This window comes from Cupriavidus sp. 21MJTG02-4 (assembly GCF_057798975.1).
This window is the reverse complement of the sequence record NZ_JBYOJP010000005.1, coordinates 130,683-143,878: the sequence shown is the minus strand read 5'-3', so window position 1 is coordinate 143,878 and position 13,196 is coordinate 130,683. Positions and strand designations below refer to the sequence as shown.

Sequence of the window (13,196 nt, the reverse complement as noted above, 5' to 3'; positions counted from 1 at the left end):
ATGCTTGCGCAAGTCAGCCATCAAACCATCACACGAAGGGGCCCCCATGTTCGACATCCGTAGCCTTGCAAAGTCCTTGCTGGCCGTATCGGCGCTGCTCGCCGGCGGCCACGCTTTCGCGCATCCGCAACTGCTCGCGACCACGCCGGCCGACAATGCCGAGATCGCGGCGCCGGCGCGGATCGAACTCCGGTTCTCGGAGAACCTGGTCGCGCGCGTGTCCGGCGCCAAGCTGGTCATGACGGGGATGCCCGGCATGGCGGACCATGCGCCGATGAGCGTGGCCGCGCGCGTATCGGCCGGCGAGGATCCGAAGACGATGGTGATCACGCCCGCGAGCCCGCTTGTGCCCGGTGCCTATCGCCTCGACTGGCGCGCCGTGGCGGCCGACACGCATCCGGTCAGCGGCAAGCTCACGTTCACCGTGAAATAGCCGATGGATGCTGACTGGGCCAACATCGTCCTGCGTTTTGTCCTGTATGCCGATCTGGCGCTGTTGTTCGGCGTGCCGCTTGCGTCGATGTGGCTGCTGCGTGGCGATGCGCAACCTGCCACTTGCCGGCGCCGCCTCCCGACATTTTTGGCGGCGGCCGGCATCGTGTTTTCCGCCGTGTCCCTGCTGGTGACAGCCAGGATCATGATGGGCGCGGAGTCCTACCTTGCCATCGACGCCGGGACCCTGCGCATGATCGTGACCGAGACCGGCCTGGGCATGGCGTGGCAGGTGCGGATGCTGGCGCTGCTCGTCTGCGTGCTGGCAAGCATGGCGCCGTGTCATTGGCGGGCAACACGCATTGTCCTGCCAGCGGCCGCGGCGATTGCCCTGGCCACGCTCGCCTGGGGCGGGCATGGGGTGATGAGCGAAGGCCTGCGGGGCGCCATCCATCTGCCCGCCGATATCGTGCATCTGCTGGCCGCCGGCGCCTGGGTGGGCGCACTGGCGGTGTTTGTGTCGATGTCGTCGCCGAAGCGCACCGCCACGGCAGGCAGCGTGGCAGAACTGAGCCGCGCGGCAAGTGGATTTGCCCACGTCGGTGTGGGCATCGTCGCCTTGCTGGTGGTGACCGGCGTTGCCAACTACATCCTGATCGCGGGGCCTGGCCTGTCCGGCTTGCTGTCCACGCGCTACGGCGGGCTCTTGCTGGCCAAGCTCGCCTTGTTCTGTGCCATGCTCGGGCTGGCGGCCGCCAATCGCTACCGCCTGGCGCCGCGGCTGGCGTACGACGTGCATCAGCGCGACGACCGCGCCGCCGTGCTTGCGCTGCGCCGCAGTTTGCGATGCGAGGCGGCGTGTGCCATGGCCGTGCTGGGTCTCGTGGCATGGCTTGGCACGCTGTCTCCCGATTTCGCTGCCGTTCCCTGAACCTGTGTAACCGTTTCCGATCGATGAAAGCTCAACCTGTTATCACCAATCCCCTCCGCCGGACCGTTCTCGCCGCGCTGGCGCTGTTGCCCGCGGCAGCCTGGGCCGGAGCTTCGCAGACCGCGACGGCCGTCAAGGTCTGGAAATCTCCCACGTGCGGCTGCTGCAAGGACTGGGTCTCGCATCTGCAGGCCAACGGCTTCCAGGTCACGACATACGAGGTGGAGGATCTCCCTGCCGCGCGCAGCAAGGCGGGCATGCCCGAGCGCTATGGTTCCTGCCATACCGCGGTGGTGGAAGGCTACGCGCTCGAAGGACATGTGCCGGCGCGCGAGATCCGCCGGCTGTTGCGCGAGCGCCCGGTCGCCGTGGGACTGGCCGTGCCGGGCATGCCGCTGGGGGCGCCGGGCATGGACGGGCCCGAGTATGGCGGACGCAAGACGCCTTATGACGTGCTGCTGGTGTTGCGGGACGGCAAGGCCAAGGTGTTCCAGGCCTATTCCTGAGCCGCCGATGAAAGCCGCTGCGGCGGCTTTCAGTCTTGTCCTGCCGGGGCTTCGACGCCGGCCAGGAAGTCGCACTTGGCGAGTTCCAGCCCCGCCTGGTAGCGGATTTCCTCGCCCTGGTGCGTGCCTCGCAGGCAGTTCAGCAGCACCCGGATCAGGTTTGCGCCGGCGAGGTGAGTAAAGGGATAGCCGCCGCCGAACCGCGGATTCATTTCCAGCAGGTACTGGCGTCCGTCACGGACGATGACATCGCAGTCCAGGTTGCCGATATGCCGCAGGCCGCGGCTGATGCGCGTAGCCAGGTCGCTGAACGGTTCGCTTTCGACGGTAATCGCGCGGTCGGTCTCGCCGGCACGCATCGACAGTTTCTTGCGCACGGCCAGGCCGACCGGCGCGGCCTCCAGGTCGTTGAAGACATCGAGGCCATATTCCTGCCCGCAGACCATTTCCTGGACCAGGACCAGCGCATCGGGCTCCCCGATGCGGGCAAACTTCGATTGCAGCCAGATACGCGCGCAGTACGCATGGGCAAAACGCAGCTCCTGCAGGCTCTCGACATAGAAGATGCCGAAGCTTGCGCTGCCCCAGCGCGGCTTGACCACCAGCGGAAAGGTGATTTCGGCCGCCGACAGCGCGTCCTCGGCGCTTTGCAGGGTTGCATAGCTGCGCGGGACCGGCACGCCGATCGACTCGGCGAAGCGGGCTGTCATCAGCTTGTCCGCGCAAAGACGAACCACCTCCGCCGACGAGACCACCGGTACGGTCCCGACATCGCGAAAGCGATGCGCGTGTTCCGCGATCAGGGGAAGCTCGAGATCGTTCAGCGAAAGCAGGGCCGCAACCTGGCGCGTACGGCACACGTCCACCAGGTAGTCGATGTAGCTCTCCGCATAGACGTCCGGCGCGAGCAGGAACATGTCGCAAACACTGGCAGCGGGTGCACTGCGCTGGTTGTCCACGCCGAGCACCATGCCGGTTCCGTTGAGTTCGGACTTCAGGTACTCCACGAGGTAGCGTCTTCTACCTACACACGTCAGAAGCACATTCATGATCACCCCAACGCCATGCCAAGCCCAATGGTCCGGCCTTCGTCGAGGCCGGTTCGTCTTGTGTGGATTCCAATGCCCGGCGTCGAGACGGCGGCGGCCCGGAGTCCGGACGCGAGGGGCATGCTTCTCCATCTACGGAGCGCCTGACCGAAGCCGGGACGCCCATCCCGTTGCCATTGCATCTTTTACACACCCGCTGCATCACAGGTCTCATCTAACCAGAACGGCCGGACATAAAGTAGCGCGCTATGTGGGGTGGTCCACCGAGTGCCGGAGCTTGTATTGACGTCCTGCCATTGGTGCATGCGCCTGTCACTGCTCACACTGCCGGATGGGCTGGAATGTCTTCGCTGGGCGCGCGTGCGGCCTGGCTGCCTCCGGACTGCCCGACCAGGCTGCCGGTGAAGTCCGGAACCTCCACGTCGCCCGTGGCGTTGATGCCCTGCCGCCGTATGACGATGCCGATCGTCAGCCAGACAATTTTCAGGTCCAGCCAGAACGTGCGGTGATCGACGTACCAGGTGTCCAGGCGGAATTTTTCCTCCCAGGACAGGGAGTTCCGCCCGTTGACCTGGGCCCAGCCGGAGATGCCCGGCCGCACAAGGTGCCGGCGCGCTTGCGCCGGCGAATAGAACGGCAGGTACTTCGGCGGCAATGGCCGCGGGCCGATCACGCTCATGGTTCCGACCAGGACGCACCAGAACTGCGGCAGTTCATCGAGGCTGGAGCGGCGCAGGAACCTGCCGAACGGCGTGAGCCTCTCTTCGTCGGGCAGCAACTGGCCGTCCGGGCCGCGCGCGTCGGTCATGGTGCGGAATTTCACCGCCGTGAACAGCCGGTTGCCGAGGCCCACGCGCGTGGGCCGGAACAGCACGGGCGCTCCCAGTTTCCAGCGCACGGCGGCAGCCAGGATCAGCAACGGGATCGCCAGCATCAGCAGGGCGACCGCGGAGAAAGCCACATCGAACAAGCGCTTCATGATCGAGCCGTCAGGGGCGTGAGAGTGCGGAATCTGCGGGTGTGCGCCACCGGTGGGCGCGTCTTGCCGGCATCCATCTAATCAGGGCGCGGGCCTCATGGGAAGCGCCTAGTGTGGCCGGCCCCACGTTTGGTGGTGCTGGCGCATCGGCAGCCACCAGCCAGCAAGACGCGCGACGAAGGGGAGTGTGCGGGCCCGAACGGACGGCGCGGCGGGCCGGTTCCAGACTGCGGCAATCCAGGTTGAGCGACGTGACCCAGGGGCGCAGCGGGGCTTGCGCGAGGCCATGCCGGCATTGGTCCTGGACTTATCCACTGTCCAGGCAGTGGGCCGCCCGGCGCGGTGGTACGAGAGTCGGGAAAACCTATCGGGAAGAGCAATAATGATCTCGTCCACGGATACCGTCATTGTCGGGGCCGGCCCCTATGGCTTGTCGACTTCCGCCTATCTGTCAGAGGCTGGCGTGCCCCATCAGGTTCTCGGGATCCCGATGCACGCCTGGAAGAATTTCACGCCACCCGGGATGCTTTTGCGCTCCGAGGCATTCGCCTCGAGCCTCTATTCGCCATGCGGCGGCTATACGGTCGAAGCGTATTGCCGACGCAACCACATGGAATACAAGTCGGTGGGGCTGCATCTCCCGGTGGAAACGTTCGTCGACTATGGACAGTGGTTCCAGTCGGAGCTGGTCGGGCATATCCGGCCGGTGGAAGTGCAGGACATGTGCCGCAAGGATGGGTATTTCCGGCTTGGCCTGAGTGATGGAAGTTCGCTGGTGGCCAGGCGCGTCGTCCTGTCGCTGGGCCTGAAGTCGTTCGGGCAGGCCCCTTTGGCGCTGCGGGGCGTGCCGCGGCCCTACGTGCTGCATTCCGGAGATTTCGGTCATTCGGCGTGGGCGAAGGACAAGGACGTCGTGATCGTTGGCGGCGGGCAGTCGGCAATCGGTCTGGCGGCATCCATGAGCGCGGCGGGGGGCCGGGTGCGCCTGCTGGTGCGTGGCGATGCCGTGAACTGGAGCCGCGAACCGCGGACGTCGAGCGGGCTCGTATCCAGGCTGCTGCGGGCACGTGTAGGCCTGGGGCGCGGATGGGATTCCAACAAGCCGTGGTTGCTGGCGATGTCCTACCTGTTGTCCGAGTATCCCGCCTCGTTCCACACGTTGAGTCTTCCGCAGCGGCAGAAGATCCTGGACACATCATGGGGGCCGTCCGGGGCGTGGTGGCTGCGCAATCGTGTCGAGGGCAAGATCGAGATATCGACGCGGACGGAGGTGAGCCGCGCAGAAATCAGGAATGGCCGGATCGTGCTCGAGGTCGATTCAGGAAGCGAAACATCGGCCATCAGTGCTGACCATGTTGTACTCGCGACGGGCTTCAAGGTGGATATGGCGCGGCACGCTTTTCTTTCGTCGGAGATCCTGAGCGCCCTTTCGATGGTCGACGGCTCGCCGGACCTGACATCGAACTTCGAAACCAGCGTGCGCGACCTGTATGTGCTCGGCCCCGCCGCCGCCATGAGCTTTGGCCCGGCACTGCGCTTCATCTACGGGGCGCGCTACGCTGCGCCGCGTGTGGCGGGCCATATCGGCGGTCGCTTCAAGCGCGAGGCGGGAAGCTTCGCTGCGCCATCCCATGGCGTCACGCCGGAGCTGGCCAATGGGCACGGCAGCGGTGCGCATGCCAGGAGCGTGCTTCAGGCCGCGGAGCGCAATGCGGAGTAACGGTCGCGGTATCTGGGCGCGGAGCGGGGATCCATCCCGCTGATCCGCGGGCCACGGCGCTGTCTGGGGGCGAGGAAATTGCGCAGATGCGCGGCCGGCCGCGCGTGCGGGAAACTGGCGGAAGCGGTGAGATTCGAACTCACGGATGGGTCACCCCATCGGCAGTTTTCAAGACTGCTGCCTTAAACCACTCGGCCACGCTTCCGTAAAGTGCCGGCATTGTAGCGCGATTGCGCGACACGCCGCTGGCGCAAGGGCCAGTACAGGCCGCGCATTATACAAGGCCCTGGCGCTTCCTTGGTGAATCCTGTGATCCTGTTGTCGGAGCCTGTCTGACATGGCGGAACCTTCACGCTGCTATGTGGCTCATATCGGTGTGTCGGGCACTGCGCAAGTGCCGCGTTCCCGGCTTCACCTGGCAACAGAGGAGAATTCCAGATGCAAAGCAAATCGAAAAATTGGATGGCGCTTGGGGCCGTGCTGGCTGCAATCGGACTGGCCGGTTGCGCGGCGCCTTACAACAACGGATACAACAACACCGGCTACAACGCGCCACCTCCGCCGCAGACCAGCAACGGTGGCTATACCTCGCAGGCGCCGGCGGGCTCGGTGTACTACGGGCGTGTGGAATCCATCGAACCGGTTACCAACACGCAGAGCAGTTCCGGCCTGTTGGGCACCGTGATTGGCGGCGCCGCGGGCGGCCTGCTGGGTCACCAGGTCGGCGGTGGCCGCGGTCAGACCGCGGCGACGATCGGCGGGGCGGTGGTCGGCGCGGTAGCCGGCAACCAGGTCGAAAAACGCGCGGGCAGCAGCACGCAGACCGCCTATCGCGTGAACGTCCGGCTCGATGATGGCCGCGTCGCCACGGTGACGCAGAGCAACCTGGGCAACCTGCAGGTCGGCATGCGCGCCCGCGTGGCCAACGACATGGCCGTGCCGTACTGATCGGGTATCGCTCGCAAGGCAAGAAGGCCACGGCATTGCCGTGGCCTTCTTGCTTTTGGGTCAGATGCGCCGCCTTCCTCAGTCCTTCAGGAACATCTCCTGCAGGTCGTTGAGGAAGCGTCTGCCGAGTTCGGTCGGACGAATCACCGTGGGGTCGGCATCGAGCAATCCCTTCTTCTCCGCCGCCGCGAGCTGCCGGCTGATGGTATGCAGCGGCAGCCCCGTCATGTCGTGGAAGCTGGAGGCCGGCACGCCGTCGGTCAGGCGCAGCGCGTTGAGCATGAATTCGAACGGCAGTTCGTCCGCGCTGACTTCGCGCGCTTCCTGCACGGCGTTGCCGGCCATGGCCTGCGCCATGTAGGTGGCCGGGTGCTTGTGGCGCATCTGGCGCAGGATGCGGTTGGGAAACGACAGCTTGCCATGCGCGCCCGCGCCAATGCCAAGGTAGTCGCCAAAGCGCCAGTAGTTCAGGTTGTGCCGCGCTTCGCGATGCGGGCGTGAGTAGGCCGAGGTCTCATAGTGCCGGTAACCGGCCTCTGCCGTGCGCGCCTCGATCAGGTCCTGCATCTCGTAGGCCAGGTCATCGTCCGGCAGCGCGGGCGGGTACTTGGCGAACAGCGTGTTCGGCTCCAGCGTGAGGTGGTAGAGCGACAGGTGCGTGGTGCCATACGACAGCGCCACCTCCAGGTCGCTGCGGCACTGCTCCATGGTCTGGCCGGGCAGCGCGTACATCAGGTCCAGGTTGATGTTGTCGAAGCTGCGCTGCGCGATGTCGATGGCCGCGCGTGCCTCGCGCTCGCCATGGATGCGGCCGAGCGACTGCAGGTGGCTGTCGTTGAAGCTCTGGATGCCGATCGACAGCCGGTTCACGCCGCTCGCGCGGTAGCTGGCGAAGCGTTCGGCCTCGAAGGTGCCCGGGTTGGCCTCCATCGTGATCTCGGCATCGGCGTCGAGCGGCAGCAGCGCGCGGATATCGGACAGCAGCCGGTCCATGCCGGCCGCGGACAGCAGGCTCGGCGTACCGCCGCCGATGAACACGGTATGGACCGGGCGGCCCCATACCAGCGGCAGCGATTGCTCCAGGTCGGCGCGCAAGGCGTCCAGGTAGGCGTCTTCCGGAATGTCGTGGCTGCCGTCCTTGCCGGGCACCGCGTGCGAGTTGAAATCGCAATAGGGGCATTTGCGCACGCACCACGGCACATGCACGTAGAGCGATAGCGGCGGCGAGCCCGGCAGCGCGATCTGGCCCGGTTTGAGCCAGAGCTGCGTGTTGTCGGCAGGCGCGGCGGGCGGTGTGCCCGCCGGTACGATCGGGATCATCGCGCAGCCTGCCCGCGGCCTTCGGTTTGCAGGCGCGCCGCCAGCGAACGCAGTGCCAGCGCACGATGGCTGACGGCGTTCTTTTCGTCGGCGGGTAGCTCGGCGGCGGTCTTGCCCAGATCGGGCAGCAGGAAGTGCGCGTCGTAGCCGAAGCCGCCGGCACCACGCGGGGCGTCGACGACTTCGCCATGCCACACGCCTTCGGCGATGATCGGGCACGGATCGGCGGCATGCCGGACAAAGACGAGCACGCAGTAATAATGCGCGCGGCGGTTCGGCTTGCCGGCGAGCTGCGAGATCAGGTGCGCATTGTTGGCGGCATCGGACTTGGCCTGGCCAGCCATCTGCGCGTAGCGCGCCGAGTAGACGCCGGGGGCGCCGTCCAGTGCCTGCACGCAGATGCCCGAATCGTCCGCCAGTGCGGGCATGCCGGACAGCCGGCTGGCATGCCTGGCCTTGGCCAGCGCGTTCTCGACAAAGGTGCAGAACGGCTCTTCGGCTTCAGGCACGCCCAGTTGGCCTTGCGGCACTACGTCAAAACCGAGCGGGGCCAGCAGCGCGCCGAATTCGCGCAGCTTGCCGGGGTTGTTGGAGGCCAGTACCAGGCGTTGCATGGTGTGCCGTGTCCTTCAGGCCAGACCCAGCGCCTGGCGCTGGTGCTGCACCAGTTGCGCGATGCCGGCCTCGGCCAGGCGCGTCATGGCGTCGAGTTCGGTGCGGCTGAACGGGGCGCCCTCGGCCGTGCCTTGTACCTCGACAAAGCCGCCGCTGCCCGTCATGACCACGTTCATGTCGGTATCGCAGTTGCTGTCCTCGGCATAGTCGAGGTCGAGCACCGGCACGCCGTCGACCATGCCGACCGACACGGCGGCGACGAAGTCGCGGATCGGGCTGGCGCTGAGCTGGCCGTTGCGCAGCATGGACGAGACCGCGTCATGCGCGGCCACGAACGCGCCGGTAATCGCGGCGGTACGGGTGCCGCCGTCGGCCTGCAGCACGTCGCAGTCGAGGTGCAGCGTGTATTCGCCCAGCGCGGCCAGGTCGAATACCGAGCGCATGGCGCGGCCGATCAGCCGCTGGATTTCCTGGGTGCGACCGGTCTGCTTGCCACGCGCGGCTTCGCGATCCGAGCGCGTATGCGTGGCGCGGGGCAGCATGCCGTATTCGGCCGTGACCCAGCCCTCGCCGCTGCCTTTCTTGTGCGGCGGCACCTTGGACAGCACGCTGGCGGTGCACAGCACCTTGGTATCGCCGAACGCGCACAGCACGGAGCCTTCGGCATGGCGGGTGTAGTGACGGGTCAGGCTGATAGAACGCAGCGCATCGGCTGCGCGTCCGCTGGGTCGCATGGAATGTTCGCTCGAATCGGTGGAGACCGCGATTCTAACGCCGGCGGGCCTGGCGTGCCCGCCTTCCCGCCGTTGCCTGGTGGCTGCGCTCAGCGCATCAGGTTGCTGGTCTTGTCGATGGCCGCGCGGATTTCGGCGATGGAGCGCTCGATTTCCTCTTCTGACAGGAGATCTGCCTCGTTGCCGGGACGCTCCAGGATGGAGGTCGTGAAGGCGTTCAGCGGCAGGGTGTCGGTCATGACGGATTCGTCACCCGTGGCGCTGGCATCCAGCTCCCACATCATGGCGATGCCGGTGGTGTTATCGGCACCTTCGCCGGCTTTTTCGAGCGCGCGCGAAATCAGTTCGGGGACTGCCTGAACCACGGACAGCCGGGTCAGGCGGTCGACGATCTCCGGCTCTTCAAGCGGTCCCCAGAGGCCGTCGGAGCCCAGCAGCGCGACATCGCCCGGATCGAGCCGCAGCGGGCCACCGATGTCGATCAGCGGCAGGTTGGGCGAGCCCAGGCAGTTGTAGAGCTTGTTGCGCTCGGGATGGTTGGCGACTTCCATGGGCAGCACGCGTTCCTGCTGCAGCAGGTTCTCGATCTTCGAGTGATCGCGCGTGCGCGTCAGCAGCCGGCCCTTGCGGACCAGGTAGAAGCGCGAATCGCCGGCGTGCGCCCAATGGATCTGGCCCTGCTGCACCAGGCAGCAGACCACCGTCGTGCGCGGCACGTCGGACAGCCGGTGAGCCTCCGCGTAGCGGTGGATCTCGCGGTGGGCCAGCATGATGGTGTCCTGCAGGAAATCCGCCGGGTTGCGGATCGTCGGCCGGGCCTGCGTCTGGAACTGGCGCGCCAGCGTCTGCAGCGCCTGCTGCGCGGCGACCTCGCCCAATGCATGGCCGCCCAGGCCGTCGGCCAGGACCATCAGCAGGGCATCGCGCGTGAAGCAGTAGCCCATGCGGTCCTGGTTGATGCGGCGGCCGCCTTTCCTGCTTTCCTGATAGACGGAGAATCGCATGTTGGCTGTTCGGGAGAATTCGGTTCGGGAATGCGCGACCGGGGGTGATTCAGTCGCCGCTTGTGTCCGCGGGTTGGCGCGTCGTCGCGGCCACCGTGTCGTCGCGGCGGCGCAGCAAGGTCAGGAAGCGGCTGGACGGGCCGGTTCGCTCGGGACGTTCCGCGGGGGCGGGCTGCGGCGCCTGCGCGGCTTGCTCGCCGAGCGCGTTGGTCTGCTCGCGCAGCTCCTTCTGCAGGCGGAAGACGCTCTGCGGGCGTTCTGCCGGAGGCAGCCGCAGGCACCATTCGACCAGGTCGACAAGGCCATTGGTGTAGCTGCTGCGCAGGCGCGTGATGGCATCGCCCATGCGGTCGTCCTTTTCGCGCTGGTTGGCTTCCTGAGGCGGCATGCCGGCCATGCAGGCGTAGAGCGTCGCGCCCAGGCTGTAGACGTCGGTCCAGGGGCCCAGTTCGTTGTGCTTGCCGTAGAGCTCGGGCGCGGCGAAGCCGGGCGTGTACATCGGCTGGAAGCGCTTGGCTTCCATGGTGAGCGTCTGCCGCGCGGCGCCGAAATCGAGCAGGATCGGCGATTCGTCCTCGCGCAGGTAGATGTTGCCGGGTTTGATATCCAGGTGCAGCAGCTTGTGGATATGGACTTCGCGCAGCCCGCTCATCAGGTCATGGAAGACCTTGCGGATGAAATGCTCGCGCAGCACCTTGGCGCGGCCCTGCTGGCGCGCGGCCAGGATATGCTCCTGCAGCGTCTTGCCCATCTCATAGTTCATGACCATGTAGACGGTAGAGTTCTCCCGGAAGAAGTTCACCACGCGCACGACGCTGTGGTGCGAGATGCGGGCCAGCGAACGGCCTTCCTCGAAGAAGTACTTCAGGCCCAGGCGGAACGAGGCCGCGTTTTCCTCGGGAACCATCGGGATCAGTTCGCCGGGGTTGCGGCGCGCCAGCGATGAGGGCAGGTATTCCTTGATGGCAACCGGCGCCCCGGTCTCGTCGGTGGCCAGGTAAACGAAACTGAACCCCCCGCTGGCCAACTTCTTTACAATACGATAGTTGGACAGCAGCGTGCCGACGGGCAGCGGTGCACTCTTGGGTTGTGTAGCGCCCTTGGGCTCTGTCATAGGAATCGGACCGGATTTGCCTCGGGATTGTCACGGCTAATCGGTCACTTGTAAAGAACACAATAGCGGGCATTGTTGCCCCATTTCGGCGGATACAAGACGCCTTTGCGGCGGGCCCAGCCTACCCCCCGGGTCCGCGCCATTTCGCGAGAACACTCAATGATCCACAGCATGACAGGTTATGGCCTGGCAACCCGCCAGGCACCGCTGACAAACGCGCAGGGTGAGCCCAGCGGCAGGACGGCCTCCGTTTCGGTGGAATTCCGGACTGTCAATTCGCGTTTTCTCGACCTGTTGTTCCGCGCCCCCGAAGAGTGCCGCGCGTTCGAGCCGGCGCTGCGCGAGATGCTGATGGCCGAGCTGTCGCGCGGCAAGCTGGAATGCCGCATCAACCTGCAGCGCACCGATACCGGCGGCGCCACGCTCGCGCTCAATGAAGGCCTGCTGGGCCAGATCCGCGCGCTGGAGTCGACGGTCGCGAACACGTTCCCGACCGCGGGCACGCTGCGCATGGGCGAGATCCTGCGCTGGCCTGGCGTGCTGGTGGAGCCCGAGTTGTCGCAGGACGCGCTGCGCGAGGCTGTGATGGGCGCCGCGCGCGAAGCGCTGGACCAGCTGCGCGAGGCGCGCCGCCGCGAGGGCGAGGCGCTCAAGGCCACGCTGATGGAGCGCATCGACACGATGCTGGCCATCGTCGAACGCCTCACGCCCACCATTCCGCAACTGATCGCCCATCACCAGGAAAAGCTGACCGAGCGCCTGCGGGAAGCGTTCAACCTGGCGGCGCCGGCAGGCATGCCGTCGATGAGCCGCGACGAGGTCGCCGAGCGCATCCGCCAGGAGGCCACGGTCTACGGCATCCGCATCGATATCGCGGAAGAGCTGTCGCGCCTGCAGGCACACCTGAACGAAACCCGTCATATCCTGAAGAAGGGCGGGCAGGCCGGCAAGCGGCTCGATTTCATGATGCAGGAACTCAACCGCGAGGCCAACACGCTCGGCTCCAAGGCGGCCGCCAAGGAACTGGCCGATGCGTCGATGGAGCTCAAGCTGCTGATCGAGCAGATGCGCGAGCAGATCCAGAACCTCGAATAACGCGCCAGCCCGACGCATTCCGTTTCACCCGGCGCCACGACGCCAGAAGATCCAAAACAATCACATGAGCGATACGCCTCACACTGCCATCGATACCGTCTACCCCGGCAACCTGTTCATGGTGGTGGCACCCTCCGGAGCCGGCAAATCGACGCTGGTCAACGCGCTGCTTGCGCAGGACCCGGCGATCCGGTTGTCGATCTCCCACACCACGCGCGCGCCGCGTCCTGGCGAGCAGGACGGGCGCGAGTACCACTTCTGTTCCGTGGACCAGTTCCGTGCCGCGCGTGACCGTGGTGAATTCCTCGAGTGGGCAGAGGTCCATGGCAACTACTATGCGACCTCGCGCGTGTGGATCGAGGAACAGATGGCGCAGGGCAACGACGTGCTGCTCGAAATTGACTGGCAGGGCGCGCAGCAGGTGCACAAGCGCTTCTCCAACGCGATGGAGATCTTCATCCTGCCGCCGTCGCTGACGGCTCTGGAAGATCGCCTGAAAAAGCGCGGACAGGACGAGCCGAACGTGATCGTGCGGCGCCTGCTGGCAGCGGGCAGCGAAATGTCGCATGCGTCGGAGTCGGACTACGTCATCATCAACGAGGTATTCGACAACGCGCTCGAAGAACTGCGCAACGTGGTGCGTGCCACGCGCCTGCGCTTTTCCTCGCAAAAAGCGCGCCACAGCGAGCTCTTCATCGAGCTTGGCATTCACTGAGCAGCGTGCGCGCGGGGCGTCGACGGGCGATTCC

Annotated in this window: 14 protein-coding genes and 1 tRNA gene; 7 read left to right on the top strand and 8 right to left on the bottom strand. The window is 66.0% G+C overall.

Annotation, left to right across the window (positions count from 1 at the left end):
- The first annotated feature begins 46 nt into the window (after positions 1–46).
- The 3 genes from copC to AC3FKH_RS12315 are packed head-to-tail and all read left to right on the top strand — an operon-like array spanning position 47 to position 1,869.
- Positions 47–433 carry a copper homeostasis periplasmic binding protein CopC gene (gene copC, locus AC3FKH_RS12325; RefSeq protein ID WP_488675857.1) on the top strand — a complete coding sequence of 129 codons (387 nt, stop codon included), beginning with the start codon at positions 47–49 and terminating at the stop codon, positions 431–433.
- Positions 434–436: 3 nt separating this feature from the next.
- The gene (copD, locus tag AC3FKH_RS12320) at positions 437–1,363 is read left to right on the top strand and encodes a copper homeostasis membrane protein CopD (RefSeq protein ID WP_488675855.1); all 927 of its coding nucleotides are present in this window, start codon (positions 437–439) and stop codon (positions 1,361–1,363) included.
- A gap of 23 nt (positions 1,364–1,386) precedes the next feature.
- Positions 1,387–1,869 carry a DUF411 domain-containing protein gene (locus AC3FKH_RS12315; protein WP_488675853.1) on the top strand — a complete coding sequence of 161 codons (483 nt, stop codon included), beginning with the start codon at positions 1,387–1,389 and terminating at the stop codon, positions 1,867–1,869.
- A gap of 29 nt (positions 1,870–1,898) precedes the next feature.
- On the opposite strand, the gene AC3FKH_RS12310 is transcribed toward AC3FKH_RS12315, so the two are convergent.
- Positions 1,899–2,918, bottom strand: a complete 1,020-nt coding sequence (locus AC3FKH_RS12310; protein ID WP_488675851.1) for an ATP-grasp domain-containing protein — start codon at positions 2,916–2,918, stop codon at positions 1,899–1,901.
- A gap of 319 nt (positions 2,919–3,237) precedes the next feature.
- A complete protein-coding gene (locus AC3FKH_RS12305; protein ID WP_488675849.1) occupies positions 3,238–3,897 on the bottom strand; it encodes a sugar transferase in 660 nt (219 codons plus the stop codon).
- A 274-nt stretch (positions 3,898–4,171) separates the two neighbouring features.
- Between AC3FKH_RS12305 and AC3FKH_RS12300 the strand changes: the two genes are divergently transcribed.
- A complete protein-coding gene (locus AC3FKH_RS12300; protein WP_488675847.1) occupies positions 4,172–5,617 on the top strand; it encodes an NAD(P)-binding domain-containing protein in 1,446 nt (481 codons plus the stop codon).
- A 115-nt stretch (positions 5,618–5,732) separates the two neighbouring features.
- Here the strand turns inward: AC3FKH_RS12300 and AC3FKH_RS12295 are convergent.
- Positions 5,733–5,822, bottom strand: a tRNA-Ser gene (locus AC3FKH_RS12295).
- Between the two features lie 233 nt (positions 5,823–6,055).
- On the opposite strand from AC3FKH_RS12295, the gene AC3FKH_RS12290 reads away from it, so the two are divergent.
- Positions 6,056–6,565: an outer membrane lipoprotein gene (locus tag AC3FKH_RS12290; protein WP_488675845.1), complete on the top strand. Its 510-nt coding sequence runs from the start codon at positions 6,056–6,058 to the stop codon at positions 6,563–6,565.
- A 78-nt stretch (positions 6,566–6,643) separates the two neighbouring features.
- Here the strand turns inward: AC3FKH_RS12290 and hemW are convergent, their stop codons facing one another.
- The 5 genes from hemW to AC3FKH_RS12265 form a co-directional block, all read right to left on the bottom strand.
- The gene (gene hemW / locus AC3FKH_RS12285; RefSeq protein WP_488675843.1) at positions 6,644–7,885 is read right to left on the bottom strand and encodes a radical SAM family heme chaperone HemW; all 1,242 of its coding nucleotides are present in this window, start codon (positions 7,883–7,885) and stop codon (positions 6,644–6,646) included.
- Complete coding sequence (rdgB, locus tag AC3FKH_RS12280) at positions 7,882–8,499, bottom strand: RdgB/HAM1 family non-canonical purine NTP pyrophosphatase (RefSeq protein WP_483729905.1); 618 nt, start codon at positions 8,497–8,499, stop codon at positions 7,882–7,884. Before rdgB ends, hemW begins: the two co-directional genes overlap by 4 nt.
- A gap of 15 nt (positions 8,500–8,514) precedes the next feature.
- Positions 8,515–9,234 carry a ribonuclease PH gene (rph, locus tag AC3FKH_RS12275; protein WP_488675840.1) on the bottom strand — a complete coding sequence of 240 codons (720 nt, stop codon included), beginning with the start codon at positions 9,232–9,234 and terminating at the stop codon, positions 8,515–8,517.
- 89 nt (positions 9,235–9,323) lie between these two features.
- Positions 9,324–10,238: a PP2C family protein-serine/threonine phosphatase gene (locus AC3FKH_RS12270; RefSeq protein WP_483710847.1), complete on the bottom strand. Its 915-nt coding sequence runs from the start codon at positions 10,236–10,238 to the stop codon at positions 9,324–9,326.
- A gap of 49 nt (positions 10,239–10,287) precedes the next feature.
- The gene (locus tag AC3FKH_RS12265; RefSeq protein ID WP_488675838.1) at positions 10,288–11,352 is read right to left on the bottom strand and encodes a serine/threonine protein kinase; all 1,065 of its coding nucleotides are present in this window, start codon (positions 11,350–11,352) and stop codon (positions 10,288–10,290) included.
- Between the two features lie 159 nt (positions 11,353–11,511).
- Between AC3FKH_RS12265 and AC3FKH_RS12260 the strand changes: the two genes are divergently transcribed.
- Positions 11,512–12,447: a YicC/YloC family endoribonuclease gene (locus AC3FKH_RS12260; protein ID WP_483729901.1), complete on the top strand. Its 936-nt coding sequence runs from the start codon at positions 11,512–11,514 to the stop codon at positions 12,445–12,447.
- A gap of 64 nt (positions 12,448–12,511) precedes the next feature.
- Complete coding sequence (gene gmk / locus AC3FKH_RS12255) at positions 12,512–13,162, top strand: guanylate kinase (protein ID WP_483710850.1); 651 nt, start codon at positions 12,512–12,514, stop codon at positions 13,160–13,162.
- Positions 13,163–13,196: the final 34 nt, after the last annotated feature.

Coding starts and splice junctions, on each gene's coding strand:
- copC (WP_488675857.1), top strand. CDS start 47: ATGTTCGACATCCGTAGCCTTGCAAAGTCCTTGCTGGCCGTATCGGCG.
- copD (WP_488675855.1), top strand. CDS start 437: ATGGATGCTGACTGGGCCAACATCGTCCTGCGTTTTGTCCTGTATGCC.
- AC3FKH_RS12315 (WP_488675853.1), top strand. CDS start 1,387: ATGAAAGCTCAACCTGTTATCACCAATCCCCTCCGCCGGACCGTTCTC.
- AC3FKH_RS12310 (WP_488675851.1), bottom strand. CDS start 2,918: ATGAATGTGCTTCTGACGTGTGTAGGTAGAAGACGCTACCTCGTGGAG.
- AC3FKH_RS12305 (WP_488675849.1), bottom strand. CDS start 3,897: ATGAAGCGCTTGTTCGATGTGGCTTTCTCCGCGGTCGCCCTGCTGATG.
- AC3FKH_RS12290 (WP_488675845.1), top strand. CDS start 6,056: ATGCAAAGCAAATCGAAAAATTGGATGGCGCTTGGGGCCGTGCTGGCT.
- hemW (WP_488675843.1), bottom strand. CDS start 7,885: ATGATCCCGATCGTACCGGCGGGCACACCGCCCGCCGCGCCTGCCGAC.
- rdgB (WP_483729905.1), bottom strand. CDS start 8,499: ATGCAACGCCTGGTACTGGCCTCCAACAACCCCGGCAAGCTGCGCGAA.
- rph (WP_488675840.1), bottom strand. CDS start 9,234: ATGCGACCCAGCGGACGCGCAGCCGATGCGCTGCGTTCTATCAGCCTG.
- AC3FKH_RS12270 (WP_483710847.1), bottom strand. CDS start 10,238: ATGCGATTCTCCGTCTATCAGGAAAGCAGGAAAGGCGGCCGCCGCATC.
- AC3FKH_RS12265 (WP_488675838.1), bottom strand. CDS start 11,352: ATGACAGAGCCCAAGGGCGCTACACAACCCAAGAGTGCACCGCTGCCC.
- AC3FKH_RS12260 (WP_483729901.1), top strand. CDS start 11,512: ATGATCCACAGCATGACAGGTTATGGCCTGGCAACCCGCCAGGCACCG.
- gmk (WP_483710850.1), top strand. CDS start 12,512: ATGAGCGATACGCCTCACACTGCCATCGATACCGTCTACCCCGGCAAC.